The organism is Acinetobacter sp. CIP 101966 (genome assembly GCF_000369725.1).
In the GTDB taxonomy this organism is placed as follows: Bacteria; Pseudomonadota; Gammaproteobacteria; order Pseudomonadales; family Moraxellaceae; genus Acinetobacter; species Acinetobacter lwoffii_Q.
Genome location: NZ_KB850160.1, coordinates 1,172,855 through 1,186,993, shown reverse-complemented (window position 1 = coordinate 1,186,993; position 14,139 = coordinate 1,172,855). Strand labels below are relative to the sequence as shown.

General features: G+C 43.6%; 13 protein-coding genes and 3 pseudogenes. 11 read left to right on the top strand and 5 right to left on the bottom strand.

The genetic code is table 11. The annotated features are described in order from the left end of the window. Positions 1-87: 87 nt before the first annotated feature. Together F891_RS11810 and F891_RS11805 are read right to left on the bottom strand one after the other, a co-directional pair. A pseudogene (locus tag F891_RS11810) lies at positions 88-450 on the bottom strand (transposase domain-containing protein); the annotation flags it as partial. A 109-nt stretch (positions 451-559) separates the two neighbouring features. After that, entirely contained in the window at positions 560-982 is a 423-nt protein-coding gene (locus F891_RS11805) for a hypothetical protein (RefSeq protein WP_004280758.1), read from the bottom strand. 149 nt (positions 983-1,131) lie between these two features. On the opposite strand from F891_RS11805, the pseudogene eat reads away from it, so the two are divergent. The 7 genes and pseudogenes from eat (at position 1,132) to F891_RS18110 (ending at position 7,943) form a co-directional block, all read left to right on the top strand. Beyond that, a pseudogene (gene eat / locus F891_RS11800) lies at positions 1,132-2,574 on the top strand (ethanolamine permease). 25 nt (positions 2,575-2,599) lie between these two features. Continuing rightward, a pseudogene (locus tag F891_RS11795) lies at positions 2,600-3,985 on the top strand (ethanolamine ammonia-lyase subunit EutB). 9 nt (positions 3,986-3,994) lie between these two features. Further along, positions 3,995-4,810 carry an ethanolamine ammonia-lyase subunit EutC gene (gene eutC / locus F891_RS11790; RefSeq protein ID WP_005263591.1) on the top strand — a complete coding sequence of 272 codons (816 nt, stop codon included), beginning with the start codon at positions 3,995-3,997 and terminating at the stop codon, positions 4,808-4,810. Between the two features lie 138 nt (positions 4,811-4,948). Further along, positions 4,949-5,281 carry a hypothetical protein gene (locus F891_RS11785; RefSeq protein ID WP_005263590.1) on the top strand — a complete coding sequence of 111 codons (333 nt, stop codon included), beginning with the start codon at positions 4,949-4,951 and terminating at the stop codon, positions 5,279-5,281. 201 nt (positions 5,282-5,482) lie between these two features. Then, positions 5,483-7,429 (top strand): mechanosensitive ion channel, encoded by a 1,947-nt coding sequence (locus F891_RS11780; protein WP_005263589.1) that lies wholly within the window; start codon positions 5,483-5,485, stop codon positions 7,427-7,429. Positions 7,430-7,497: 68 nt separating this feature from the next. After that, positions 7,498-7,665 (top strand): hypothetical protein, encoded by a 168-nt coding sequence (locus tag F891_RS18115; RefSeq protein ID WP_005263588.1) that lies wholly within the window; start codon positions 7,498-7,500, stop codon positions 7,663-7,665. A gap of 128 nt (positions 7,666-7,793) precedes the next feature. Next, positions 7,794-7,943, top strand: a complete 150-nt coding sequence (locus F891_RS18110) for a hypothetical protein (protein ID WP_005263580.1) — start codon at positions 7,794-7,796, stop codon at positions 7,941-7,943. 29 nt (positions 7,944-7,972) lie between these two features. Here the strand turns inward: F891_RS18110 and F891_RS11775 are convergent, their stop codons facing one another. Beyond that, a complete protein-coding gene (locus tag F891_RS11775) occupies positions 7,973-9,172 on the bottom strand; it encodes a BaiN/RdsA family NAD(P)/FAD-dependent oxidoreductase (protein WP_005263579.1) in 1,200 nt (399 codons plus the stop codon). A gap of 187 nt (positions 9,173-9,359) precedes the next feature. Between F891_RS11775 and F891_RS11770 the strand changes: the two genes are divergently transcribed. Further along, positions 9,360-9,683 (top strand): DUF4870 family protein, encoded by a 324-nt coding sequence (locus F891_RS11770; protein ID WP_005263577.1) that lies wholly within the window; start codon positions 9,360-9,362, stop codon positions 9,681-9,683. On the opposite strand, the gene F891_RS11765 is transcribed toward F891_RS11770, so the two are convergent. After that, positions 9,680-10,561: a 1-aminocyclopropane-1-carboxylate deaminase/D-cysteine desulfhydrase gene (locus tag F891_RS11765; protein ID WP_005263576.1), complete on the bottom strand. Its 882-nt coding sequence runs from the start codon at positions 10,559-10,561 to the stop codon at positions 9,680-9,682. The genes F891_RS11770 and F891_RS11765 overlap by 4 nt on opposite strands. A gap of 180 nt (positions 10,562-10,741) precedes the next feature. Between F891_RS11765 and F891_RS11760 the strand changes: the two genes are divergently transcribed. Both F891_RS11760 and F891_RS11755 read left to right on the top strand, forming a co-directional pair. Further along, the gene (locus F891_RS11760; RefSeq protein WP_005104073.1) at positions 10,742-10,924 is read left to right on the top strand and encodes an NF038215 family lipoprotein; all 183 of its coding nucleotides are present in this window, start codon (positions 10,742-10,744) and stop codon (positions 10,922-10,924) included. Positions 10,925-11,027: 103 nt separating this feature from the next. Further along, positions 11,028-11,651: a LysE family translocator gene (locus F891_RS11755; protein ID WP_004280739.1), complete on the top strand. Its 624-nt coding sequence runs from the start codon at positions 11,028-11,030 to the stop codon at positions 11,649-11,651. A gap of 70 nt (positions 11,652-11,721) precedes the next feature. Here the strand turns inward: F891_RS11755 and F891_RS11750 are convergent, their stop codons facing one another. After that, positions 11,722-12,909 (bottom strand): ammonium transporter, encoded by a 1,188-nt coding sequence (locus F891_RS11750; RefSeq protein WP_005263574.1) that lies wholly within the window; start codon positions 12,907-12,909, stop codon positions 11,722-11,724. Positions 12,910-13,361: 452 nt separating this feature from the next. On the opposite strand from F891_RS11750, the gene F891_RS11745 reads away from it, so the two are divergent. Next, entirely contained in the window at positions 13,362-14,063 is a 702-nt protein-coding gene (locus tag F891_RS11745) for an IS1 family transposase (protein ID WP_004282341.1), read from the top strand. Positions 14,064-14,139 lie beyond the last annotated feature (76 nt).

Below are 14,139 nucleotides of genomic sequence, written 5' to 3'. Positions count from 1 at the left end.
TTTTTTAACATTTTGACTCTCCGAAGCCTTGTAGGCCTCTCTAAAACAAACTACCTATCCCTGTCTAAGTTCCGACAGCCCAGCCGGATAATGCTCTTGTCCCCAGTGCTGATCGGTCTGGTGAAATAGCCACTCCACAGAATCTGCACCAAGATGTTTACGTGTATTGGTTAGACTAATGCGCGTCAGCAAGTCATAAGAGGCTAACCACTGAGTGCAAATATTGAGTCTTCTTGCTGCTTCATGGATGAGGACATCACGGAAAATCGCCATTCCAAGAACCAGCCAAAGTACCTGATCCGCAGGCAAGCACCGCCTGCGAATAGTCGCGGGACTGCTCAACCTGAGTGTGGACTTGACCCACTCAACGGGGATATTGTGAATAAAAGTACTCAGATTCGAGAGCTTAAACAGATTGTTAAGATCTAAAATATCCTGCTGAAATACCATAAAAAAATCCGATGCCAAACCTGACATCGGATTCTCTAATGAATTCCAAAATGATTCAAATGCTTAAGTAAACAGCATTGCCCATTGCGGAGGTTTTTTCGATTCAAGCTTAATGCACAAACATATCCATTGATTCACGGATTTCCTGAATGGCGGTTTCGACATCGGGACTGAGCCAGGTCGGTTCAAAAAATCCGGCATAGTGCTCAATACGGTCTGCAGGCACCACCAGGCGCACTGGACAGTCTTCTTCCAGTAAACGCCATGGAATAATCGGCACTTCATTATCCAGCCATGCTGTCACATCTCGAATATCGATAATCATCGCATTCACACAGTCCGGAAAAGGCATCACGGAAAATTCTTCGGTACGACGACGGAAATATTCCAGATCCTGCCAGCGAAGCAGGAAGCTTGGCTTGCTAAATTCAATAATTCCAATCAGATGCTGATCACGGCTGTAGTGCAGCGTACATTGATGTGTGACGTCAGTATCAAGATCAAGCGATACACTTTGTTGACGATACGCCATATAACTCGGGTGTATAAATGAGAAGGTGGATAATTATAACGCATTTCATCGCTGAAAGGCAGCGTCTCAACTGTCTTCACTAAAGCCTGCGGAACCGGTATGGCTTATGCATATCTTCAGGGAACAACGATAAAAACAACGAGGTTGCTATGTCAGAGTCAAAAAGTGTGATTGATACCAGTGTGACTGAAACAGCAGTACAAGAAGATTATTTTGCCTTGCGCCAGCTCAAGAAAGGCGCCGTAGGTTGGCTGCTTCTCGTCGGTCTGGGGGTCGCGTATGTGATTTCCGGTGACTTCGCTGGCTGGAATTTTGGTTTGGCACAGGGGGGGTGGGGAGGCATGTTTATTGCGACCATTGTGGTGGCATTCATGTATCTGTGTATGTGTCTGGCCATGTCCGAAATGTCGACCATGCTGCCGACTGCAGGTGGGGGTTACAGTTTTGCTCGTACTGCTTTTGGTCCCTTTGGCGGCTATCTGACCGGGAGTGCCATCCTGATTGAATATGCCATTGCTCCGGCAGCAATTGCCTGTTTCATTGGTGCCTATTGCGAAGCCTTGTTTGGTATTGGCGGCTGGATCATTTATCTGGTGAGCTATCTGGTTTTTATGGGCTTGCATCTGAAAGGTGCAGGTGAAGCACTCAAGATCATGTTTGTGATTACCGCAATTGCTGCGGTTGCCTTGATGGTGTTTATCTTTGGCATGTTGCCTCATTTTAATAGTGCAAACCTGTTTGATATTGCGGTCAGTACGGAAGCGGCGGGTGCAAGCAGTTTCCTGCCATTGGGCTATCTGGGCATCTAGGCAGCAGTGCCTTATGCGATCTGGTTTTTTCTGGCAGTTGAAGGTGTCCCGCTGGCAGCAGAGGAGGCCAAAGAGCCAGCTAAATCCTTGCCGCGTGGCCTGATTGGTTCCATGCTGATTCTGGCATTCTTTGCGCTAAGTATTTTGTTACTCGGTCCTGGCGCAGCAGGTGCAGATACGCTGAAAAATTCCGGTGCACCGCTGGTGGATGCCTTGGTGGCGGTCTATGGTGCCAATACCTGGATGGCAAGTTTCGTGAATTTTGTCGGTCTCGCTGGTCTGATTGCCAGTTTCTTCTCGATTATCTATGCCTATTCCCGTCAAATTTTTGCGCTCTCACGTGCCGGTTATTTACCGAAAAAATTGTCCTTAACCAACAGCAATCATGCACCTTATTTGGCCATCATTATTCCGGGGATTATTGGCTTCCTGCTGTCCCTTTCAGGTGAAGGTGATCTGCTGATTCTGATGGCGGTCTTTGGTGCCACCATTTCCTATGTTTTGATGATGATGTCTTATATCAAACTGAAATTGTCCCGGCCGAATCTGGTACGTCCTTATCAGGCACCGGGCGGTATTGTGACTGCGTCCATTGCGCTGGTACTTGCTGCGATTGCCGTGGTGGCAGGCTTTCTGGTCGATCCAAAAGTCTGGTTAATGGCAGCTGCCATTTACGTTGCACTGATTCTCTATTTTCTGCTGTATAGCCGCCATCATCTGGTGGCCGGGACACCGGAAGAAGAATTTGCCCGTATCGAGGCAGCAGAAAAGGAATTGAAATAAATTATCTAGCAGGGAGAACTTGCTTATGTTGTATCAGATTAATGTGGCCAGTCAGCATTATGTCTTTGAGGATTTAAAAACCCTGTTGGCTAAGGCTACGCCTGAACGTTCTGGCGATCAGCTGGCAGGGATTGTGGCCACTGATGCAACCGAGCGTGTTGCTGCACAAATGTGTCTGGCAGAAGTACCATTACAGCAGTTTTTGCAAGAAGCTGTGGTTCCTTATGAAGAGGATGAAATCACCCGCCTGATTATGGATGAACATGATGCTGATGTCTTTTATCCGATCTCGCATTTTACTGTGGGGGATTTTCGTAACTGGCTGCTCAGTGCAGATGCCACCATAGAAAAGATTACGGCCTTAAAAATGGGCCTGATTCCAGAAATGGTCGCAGCGGTTAGTAAAATCATGCGCAATCAGGATCTGATTCTGGTGGCAAAAAAATGCCGAGTAGTGACTCGGTTCAGAAATACCATCGGGCTGGCAGGGCATCTTTCTACCCGCTTGCAGCCGAACCACCCGACTGATGATCTGATAGGCATTTCAGCTTCGATTCTGGATGGACTAATGTATGGCAATGGTGATGCCGTGATCGGGATTAATCCGGCCACAGATAATCTGCAGAATTTGACTGAGCTGCTCAAACTGCTCGATCATGTCATTCAGGAATATGAGATTCCGACTCAATCTTGTGTTTTGACCCATATTACTTCTGGCATTCAGCTGGCAAATAAAAATGTTCCGATTGATCTGATGTTCCAGTCCATTGCGGGAACCTAAACAGCCAATACTGGTTTCGGTATCAATCTGGCGCTGCTGCAGGAAGGCTATGAATCTGCCTTAAGCCTGCAACGCGGCACCGTGGGCCAAAATGTCATGTATTTTGAAACCGGACAGGGCAGTGCCTTGTCTAGCAATGGCCATCATGGCGTAGACCAGCAAACTTTGGAAGCGCGTGCTTACGCCGTGGCGCGTAAGTTTAATCCCTTGCTGGTCAATACCGTGGTCGGCTTTATCGGACCGGAATATCTGTATAACGGCAAGCAGATTATCCGGGCCGGGCTGGAAGATCATTTCTGTGGCAAGCTGCTCGGTGTACCAATGGGCTGTGATATTTGCTACACCAATCATGCCGATGCCGATCAAGATGATATGGATGTACTGCTGACCTTGCTTGCCAATGCCGGACTGAATTTTATTATGGGTATTCCCGGTTCAGATGACGTGATGTTGAACTATCAGACGACCTCCTTTCATGATGCGCTCTACATCCGGCAATTACTGGGATTAAAATCAGCTCCTGAATTTGACCACTGGCTACAACAGCAAGGCATTTTGGCACAACAGTCCAATCAGCTGCATTGGCCGACCGAGCTACCGAAGCAATTTTCACGTCTAATCCTGTCTTGAGGAAGTACTATGAAACTGATTGCCGATGTGAAATTTGAGTCCCAATTACAGGATAATCCTTGGCAGAAGTTAAAAGCTTTTACCGATGCGCGGATTGCCCTGGGCCGAACTGGGGGCAGCTTGCCGACTCGACCAAGTCTGGAATTTCAGTTGGCACATGCGCAAGCCAAAGATGCGGTACTGAAGCCACTTGATGTTGAATCTTTAAAAGCTGGTTTGAGTAAAACAGGACTACCCATTCTGGATATTGAAAGTCAGGCTGTGGAAAAGGACCTTTATCTTAAACGTCCCGATCTTGGGCGTGTGCTTTCAGAACAATCCAAAATGATGTTGCGGCAATACCGGGCCGAACATCAGCAACATTGGGATGTGGTCATCATTGTAGGAGATGGGCTGTCGGCACGTGCCATTGAGGAAAACAGCTTGCATTTTATTCCAGCGTTGCTGGAGGCATACAAAGAACAAGGTTGGCAGATTGCCCCCTTAATGATTGCCCGTGGCAGTCGTGTGGCACTAGGCGATGAAGTGGCAGAAATTTTACAGGCAAAAATGCTGGTCATGCTGATTGGCGAACGGCCAGGTTTGAGCTCACCGGACAGTATGGGAATTTACTACACTTATAATGCTTTTAAGGGCTGTCATGATGCCTTGCGTAACTGTATTTCCAATGTCCGTCCTGCGGGCTTGGCCTATCCAATTGCCATCCAGCGACTGGTGGCATTGATGCGTAAATCCTGTGAGTTACAGCTCTCAGGGGTGCAGTTGAAAGATGAACACCAAACCCCAGTCGACATGCAGCATAGCCCGGCCAAACGGCTATTTTAAAGCAGCATCCAGCAGAGAATTCTGATGGATTAGTGACTTACATCCCGTCACCATCTCACCATGTTTTGTCACAGAAGCCCTATTCACAGCTTGTTATTCTAAAAATCTACTTATGAATAACAAAGAGTGAGGATGGTTATGGTCGATGATTTCAATAAAAAACCACATTTAAATCATCAGACAGACGTGACGCAGAAAAAGCGTATCCCTGTTTATATCTTGATTTTGGTCGGTATTTTTTTACTCGCACTACTGTTCTATATGTTTGCTGACATGAATCCAGATGCGAATGATGCTCCTGCAGGACATCCAAATCCGAATGTACAGCCTGCTACCCCAAATAATTCAACTCCAGTCGGTGAGCCTACACAAGGCACCGCCACCATGAATGACGGAACGGAAGCTACAGCAACCGTGGGTGATGGCACAGAAGCAACAGCAACCGCGACTGATGGACAGGCGACTCAATAACTGAAAATACCTGAAAAGCTCTAGTGAACCACTGGGGCTTTTTTGCAATGGATGGTGATGTTTTAAGGTAGTGCCATCTACCTGGCTTGAGTCTGAAAACATCAAATCTAATATGAATCCGGAAGAAGAGGGGGCTGATTGTTTCAGGGAAACGCCCCCGATTTCAGATAAATAGCTTAATAACAAAGAGGGTAGAACAACATGAATGATTATATGAGAAGCCCGCGTGGTGGCTTCGATGCCATGTACTATTGGGATCAGTTCCATCCCATTCTTAGTGCAATTGCCATATTAGTAATTGGCTGGATCATTGCATTACTGGTTTCGGCAGGCGTTAAAAAGCTCTTGCAAAAACTGGGCACCAATACACATTTAAATACGGCGACAGGTCATCACTCCAATGTGGAGAGCATTATCGCCCGCGTCGTGTTCTGGATTATTCTGATTATTGCCGTGATTGGTGCGCTGAACGTACTTAATCTTACCAGTGTCAGCGGTCCATTCAGTAATATGATCCAGCAATTCCTGTTATTTATCCCGCAGTTACTAGGTGCAATTGCAGTCGGATTCATAGGTTGGATTGTGGCTAATCTGGTGAAGATAGGGCTACAAAAGCTGCTGGACCGAACGCAACTGGATGAAAAACTCAGTGCTGAAGTCGGTGTCAGTCCGATTAGTAAAAACATCAGTGAAATTGCTTACTGGTTAATTTTATTACTGTTCTTGCCAATCGTGCTGTCTATTCTGGGTCTCAACGGTCTGTTGTTACCAGTTCAAAATATGCTGACTGATGTCGTAAGTTACTTGCCAAACATCTTCATTGCTGCAGTCATCATTTTTGTCGGTTATATCCTGGCGAAAATTGTGCGCGGTATTGTTGAAGGGCTATTAAACAGTCTGAACGTACAGCAACATGCTGAAAAAGTAGGCATCTTTAAAAACTCGAATGTTTCTCAGGTAATTGGTTCATTCATCTTCGCCGTGGTGATCATTACGGCACTGATCATTGCATTTGAAGCATTGGGTATTGAGGCAATTTCTCAGCCTGCTACAGCCATGCTATATGAAATCATGAATGCCATTCCGAATATCATTGCTGCTGCATTGATTCTGATTCTGGCGTATGTGGTGTCTAAACTGGTGGCACGTCTGGTGGTTGAAGTAGTTGCCGGTACAGGTGTTGATGAAATTCCTGCCAAACTGGATATCCAGCGCTTTTTAGGCACGACTAAACTTTCCAGTGTAGTCGGTTTCCTGATCGTTTTATTTACCATGTTATTTGCGGTATCTGAAGCAGCGAATCGTCTGGGCTTTGAACAGATCAGTGGACTGATTGCAATGTTCATCTACTTCGGTGCCAACATTTTGCTCGGTGCGGTGATTCTGGTAATCGGTTTCTGGCTGGCGAATATTGTTGCGAATATCGTACAACGTGGTGAATATAACAGCTCACGCTGGTTAGCCAATCTGGTTCGTGTCTTGATCATGGGTCTGGTTGTCGCAATGGGTCTGCGTGCCATGGGTATTGCCGATTCGATCGTTAACTTGGCATTTGGTCTAACTTTGGGTGCTGTAGCAGTGGCATTTGCCTTGGCATTTGGTTTGGGTGGTCGTCAACCTGCGGAGCGTGTACTCACAGATTTGATTGATAAAGCCAAACGTGAGGCCAAAGACCCCAATCCAGTCAAAGAACAAGCTGAGAACAGCATATTTTCTGGATTAGGTGGCAAGACCACAGGTACAAGTGCAGCTGATATGTCAGGCACTACAGGTGCGGCGATGGGTATGAGTTCTACCGATAGCTCAATGAGCCAGTCCTTTAGCGGTTCGCAAACGGCTACAGGTACTAGTGATTCCTCAATCTCAACTCCAGGAGCAGGCATCATGCCAAATCAGGATTCAGACAAGAGCACGCCTATGAGTACGGATTTATCCCATACTACCCCGGCAATCCTTACCACTGCACCACAGGATGATGAGTCATTAGGTATTGATCCTGTCAATCCGGATGCGGATCAGGCCGTACCAGATTCAGTAAAAGTCGATCCGACTCATCCACCAGCCAATAATCCATTTGGTTCAACCGGAGAAAAAGAGCCAGATGTCGATATTGACCGTTCAACTCAGAAAAAAGATGACCTGAAATAACCTTTTATTTTTAAGCAAAATCGACCACGCTCATGTGGTCGATTTTGTTCAGTCATAAGGAAAAATGAATGAATACCAAGAAACCTAACAAAGTTCTGGCTCCTTTAGTCATTGCAGGAATTACGATTGGCTTTTTTACCGCTGCCTATCGATTTATTTTTGTGAAGAGCACACAGGAAGAGCAGTCTGAGCGAGAGCTGGATAAGAAAATACCAGAGACAGACGAATTTAACTGAGAATAAAATTTTTCTGAGTACGAAAAATAGAATTTTCTTTTTAAAAAATATAGAATATTCAAATGAATACTAAAATGATTTTGGTATTTTTCTTGCATTAAAAATATAAAGAAAAGGAGATCAACACGATGTGGAAAGCACTGCAACATAAATTCATGGCATCTTCAGCAGATGACTTACCGCTATGTCTGCGAGAAGCTAAAAAAATGCAGCTGGCGATTGACCGTCTAACAAATACGGCCAATCTTAACCTGTTTAAAACAGATTATCTGGAATGAGTTAAGTAGCAATCCAGATTATCTATTGATTAAATATATTCCGATGCGGCATGTGCCGATGACCATGCCCATTGGAAATTATAGCCGCCCAAATGTCCGGTAACATCCAGTACTTCACCAATAAAATACAAGCCTTTCTGCTTTTTACTTTCCATGGTTTTTGAGGATACTTCCGTGGTGTCTACACCACCCAAAGTCACCTCCGCTGTACGGTAGCCTTCAGTTCCTGAAGGTTTCACTTCAAAGCCATGCAGACGTGCCGCAATCTGTTCCAGCTTATCATCGCTGATATTACCAATGGCAGTTTCAGCGCTTTCAGTCCAAATCAGACTTTGTAATTCAGCCACCACACTTTTCGGTAAATATTCATTGAGTAGTGTACGTAATAAGACTTTGGGCTGGCTTTGTTTTTTTGCTTTAAAGAAATCCAGTAAGTCTACGCTCGGTAAGAAATCGACCTTAAAGCTTTGACCGACATTCCAGTAGTTGGAAAGTTGTAAGGAGCTCGGCCCACTTAAACCGCGATGGGTAAATAAGAGGGCTTCGGTAAAGCTGGTAAGCTCATTCGAGAGTGTTGCTTCTACGGCATTTCCGCTTAAGCGCGTGGTGACTTCTTTAAATCCGTCAGAGAAGGTAAATGGAACCAGTCCGGCACGGGTTGGATAGACGTGATGTCCAAACTGTTTTGCAATCTCATAGCCAATGCCTGAACCGCCAAGCGTAGGAATCGATAAACCACCGGATGCCACGACTACAGATTCAACTTCAAAATATCCCAGTGAGGTTGCCACCTGAAAGCCTTGATTATCGACTGGATTGACTGCTTTCACTTCACAGCTGGTTTTAATATCAACCAGCCCAGTTTTGTCACATTCTGCCAGCAGCATCGACAAGATATCTTTTGCACCATTTAAGGTAAATAGCTGCCCATGTTTGCGCTCTTCATAGGCAATGCCATATTCACATACCAAGCCGATAAAGTCCCAGTTGGTATAACGCGTTAAAGCTGAAATCACAAAATGTGGATTGTGTGAAATGTAATTGCTCGGTTCGACTTCCAGATTGGTGAAATTACATTTACCACCGCCAGACATCAGGATTTTTTTGCCAACCTTATTGGCTTTTTCCACCACCACGACTTTACGCCCACGTTGCGCAGCCATATACGCCGTCATTAAACCTGAGGCACCGGCACCTATGACTAGAACATCGTATTGCTTGGAAGACATCACACACTCAAGGGAGAAGAAAAGGGAAGCATTATAGACAATTTTATTTCAGCTTTCTCTATTCCAGAAAAATCAGTTCCGTGATTGCAGATTCGCAGTGGATTTTAAACATAAAATATTTGAAAGCTGTCTAAAACTCATGCATAGTTTTTATACAAACTAAAAACATAATAACAAGGAAAAGCGAATGGCAAGCGCGGAAGATTTAAAACAATATAATCTGATTACTTATATTCTTTATATTTTAGGATTTTTTCTTGGTCTGACCCCATTTATTGCGATTGTGATGAATTATATCAAGCGTGATGAAATGCGCGGTACCTGGCTAGAAAGTCATGTCGACTGGCAAATTAAAACCTTCTGGATCAGTTTGCTGGGCTATATCGTCGGTGGCTTATTAACCGTGATCTTGATTGGCTTCCTGATCGTATTTCTGGTCTTTATCTGGCATATCTACCGCTTGGTCAAAGGGTCAATTGCCTTAAATAACAATCAACCGATTGAAGCTTAATTTGCTATAAAATCAAAGGGAATATGACGGCCTTGCAGACCACCACTATGAATGACCAGCAGTTTTGATCCAGCCGGAAAATAATTTTTCTCGATTAGATCAAAAATTCCCATCAGCATTTTGGCGGTATAGACCTGCTCTAGTAGAATTGAAAATTCGGCCTCAAAATCCCGGATAAACTGCACTAAGGCTGCACTGGTTTTGGCATAACCACCACAACAATAATCATCGAGAATGTTCCAGTTGGTTTTTTTCGTCAGTTGGGCGACTTCATCCTTTAAAAATGAACCTTTCAGTGCAGAAAATCCTAAGATCTGTTGATGCGCGTGACTGGCTTCGATCAATCCGCTGATGGTGCCGCCAGTGCCTACTGCACAACAAATGACATCAAATTGCGCATCGCTATCTTTTAATATTTCCTGACACCCTTGAATCGCCAAAGCATTGGTTCCACCTTCAGGAATCACATAATGTTCAGGAAATTGTCGAGCGAGTTTTGCCAAATACTCAGGCTGTTGCTTGCACCGATATTCATCACGACTGACGAAATGCAACTGCATCCCGAATTCTTGGGCGGTGGCTAATGTTGGATTCAATGGTCGATCAGCCAGTTCTTCACCCCGAATCACTCCAACACTCTGAAAACCAAACTGCTGTGCGGCAAATGCAGTAGCAGCAATATGATTGGAATAAGCACCTCCAAAACTCAGAATATGCTGATAACCCTGTCTTTTGGCTTCAAGAAAATTATATTTCAGTTTAAAAAACTTGTTGCCCGAGATTTGTGGATGCACCAGATCCAGACGACGTATTATTAAAGTAATATCGTGAAAATTAATCTGTTGATCTGGAATATTTTGGGCAATGGTTTCAAACATAAAAGTTCGCAAAGTTCATGATAGAGGCATTATAGCGGAAGTGCTAAAAATCAAAGTTTTTCAATAAGCCATTATTCGCTGAAAGCTATGGAATTGGTTGTAGATTGTCACAAATATTCCGCTGATTATTTAAACAACAATGCTAATCTAAACAGAGGAAACCCTGAGGAGGGTAGAATAATGAAAATATTATCCTGTGCTGTGTGGGTCGGCATGCTGCTCAGTCTGTCGGGCTGTGATGATGCGTTGAATAAACCTAAAACAGAAACCCGTACCATGATTATTGGTGGCGTACCTGTATATGAGCAGGATTATCAACTGCTAGACAAGCATTTGAGTGCTCAGGATCAGTTGAAACCTTAAGTAATTGCTATAGTTGAAATTCATGACAAATCCAGAAATTTTTACAGCAAATTGTCAGGTTTTTGCTTAAAATAGCCCTTCAATTTTTAAGTCAGGTTATCTCGTGGAATCATTCTGGATTTTAGGTTCGATTGCTTTTGCCCTGATGTTAGGCGCAATGAGTCCCGGGCCAACTTCTATTTATGTGGCAAAAAATTCAATTGCCATTTCACGTAAACATGGTTTATTTACTGCATTGGGTACTGGTCTCGGTGCAGCGATTTTTGGTCTGCTGGCGGTTCTCGGTTTGCAGGCATTTTTACTGGCTGTACCCTCAGCGTACCTGGCCTTAAAAATTTGTGGTGGTTTATATTTACTTTGGCTGGCGTTTAAAATCATTAAACATGCCAAAGATCCGATCGAAGCGGATACAACCATTAGCAAACAGATGTCTTTACGCCGTGCTTTTACCACTGGTTTAATCACACAGTTGTCCAATCCCAAAATTGCGATTGTGCTGGCCAGTATTTTTACCGCGTTATTGCCCAAAGAAATTCCAACGTATTTTTATTTTGTTTTGCCTGTCTTATGTTTCTTTATTGATGCAGGCTGGTGTTCACTAGTCGCAGTTGCATTATCTGCGGAAAAGCCACGTCGTGTTTATTTGAAGTTTAAGGCTTTGTTTGACCGCGCAGCAGGCGCAGTTATGACGGTACTTGGCTTAAAATTAATTTTTGGTATGAAGTAATTACTTCATCTAGATGCTCTGCTTATAAATAAAAAAAAGCCCCTAGTCGTAGAGGCTTTTTTTATGTCTATTAAAAAGTATTTTCTTCTGAATTAGCAGAAATACGATGAATCGACAAGTCTGCACCATTGAACTCTTCTTCCTCAGTCAGGCGAATACCCATCAAAACCTTAAGCAGGCCATACACCAAAAAACCACCCGCCAAAGCAATGACAATCGCCAGCACTGTACCTATGAGTTGTGAAATTAAAGACACTCCTCCCATTCCTCCAAGCCATTGCTGACCGAAGATACCCACAGCTAATCCGCCAAAAGCACCACAAACGCCATGCAAAGGCCAAACCCCCAATACATCATCCACTTTGAGTTTATTTTGGGTATAGGTAAAGAGTTTCACAAAAATAATGCCGGCGCTGATCCCGATAAAAAAAGCACCCAAGGGATGAACGACGTCTGATCCTGCACAAATCGCCACCAGACCTGCTAAGGGACCATTATGCAGGAAGCCCGGGTCATCTTTCCCCGCAACTTTGGCTGCTATTGTTCCACCGACCATGGCCATCAAAGAGTTAATAGCGACCAGTCCAGAAATGGCATCCAGCCGCTGCGCGCTCATGACATTGAAGCCGAACCATCCCACAATCAGAATCCATGAACCCAAAGCCAAAAAAGGAATTGATGAAGGAGGATGCGCGGTGATCCGGCCATCATTTTTGTAACGGCCATGACGCGCACCAAGTAGGATTATTGCGGCCAGTGCGATCCAGCCGCCCATAGCATGAACGACAACTGAGCCGGCAAAATCATGAAAACTTGCACCAAATGCATGGGTCAGCCAATCCTGAAAACCAAGGTTGCCATTCCAGATCATACCCTCAAAAAACGGATAGATCAGCGCAACCAGAAATAATGTCGCTAAAGCCTGTGAACGCATTTTGGCACGCTCTGCAATCCCTCCAGAGATAATCGCTGGAATTGCTGCAGCAAAAGTCAACAGGAAAAAACAGCGCATCAGATTGTAGCCATGATCGGCAGACAAGGTTGCAGCATCATGGAAAAAGTGCTGACCGTAGGCAATATAGTAGCCCACTAAAAAATAGGCGATGGCGGAGATGGCAAAGTCGGTTAGAATTTTACTTAGGGCATTGACCTGGTTTTTATGTCGAACTGTTCCAAGCTCTAAAAAAGCAAATCCAGCATGCATGGCAAGCACTAGAACTGCACCGAGAAGAAGAAATAATAAGTCTATATTTTGCATGGTGCGTTCCAATTTAGTGCGCGGGATCACAAAAGAAAATCAGTATATAGAGGCAAATTGATTGTAGAAGAGGGCTAAGCAAGGGAAATTTTGATGAAGAATTTCTTGAAATTGATAAGACTCGATATAAAGCACGTTACTATTTTTTTGCACCAAACTAAGACATGGCGAGAGTTCATAAAATTCAGATTTATATTATATTTTTAGGTGTTTATATTTATCGTAAGAAAAACGGTGCTAAAAAAGCATGCTAAAGGTGCACGTAAAAAGTAAAAGATTTTTAAGAAAAAATTTAAAAATAAACGAAACTATTGCTTTTAAATTTCAAAGCGTCATTCAAGTTTTAAATTTACCAAGTCATAGGGAATCTGGCTGAAGGATATTTAAAATAAAGGTGGTGTTTCAAAAAGTATGCTGAAAAAAAGCAGGTTGGATTTTGATAAAATAGAGAAATGCGAATAACTCTAGAAATCAAGTGTCCAGCCTGCCTAAGTGACAGTATAAAGAAAAATGGCACAAAAGTAGATGGTAAGCAAAATTACCAATGTAAAATATGCAGACGTCAATTTATTGGTGATCATGCTCTCAGTTATCAAGGCTGTCACTCAGGTATCAAAACCAAAATATTACACCTCATGGTGCGAGGCAGTGGTGTCAGGGATATAGCAGAAATTGAAAGAGTAAGTATCGGTAAAGTTCTACGGACACTTAGCCAATCAAAATATCAACTTCGAGCACAGCAAAGTCATTATGAAACCCTTGAAGTAGATGAGTTTTGGACTTTTGTTGGTCATAAGCAAAATAAACAATGGCTAATTTATGCCTATCATCGAGAAACAGGTGAAATTGTTGCTTATGTATGGGGTAACCGAGATTTAGCCACTGCAAAACGACTTAAATTAAAATTGAAGCAGTTAGGTGTAAGCTATACATGTATATCAAGTGACCATTGGGATAGCTTTGTTACGACCTTTAAAGAATGCAAACAGTTGATTGGTAAATTTTTCACTGTGGGTATAGAAGGCAATAATTGTCGATTACGGCATCGAATCAGGCGAGGCTTTAGGAGAAGCTGCAACTTCTCCAAAAAGCTTGAAAATCATTTCAAAGCCTTTGATTTAGTGTTCTTTTATATCAATAATGGATTCGTTTAATGCCAGCATACTTTTTGAAACACCACCAAAATAAATGAAACCCTAAAAAATTAGGGTTTCATGCTTAGATAAAATT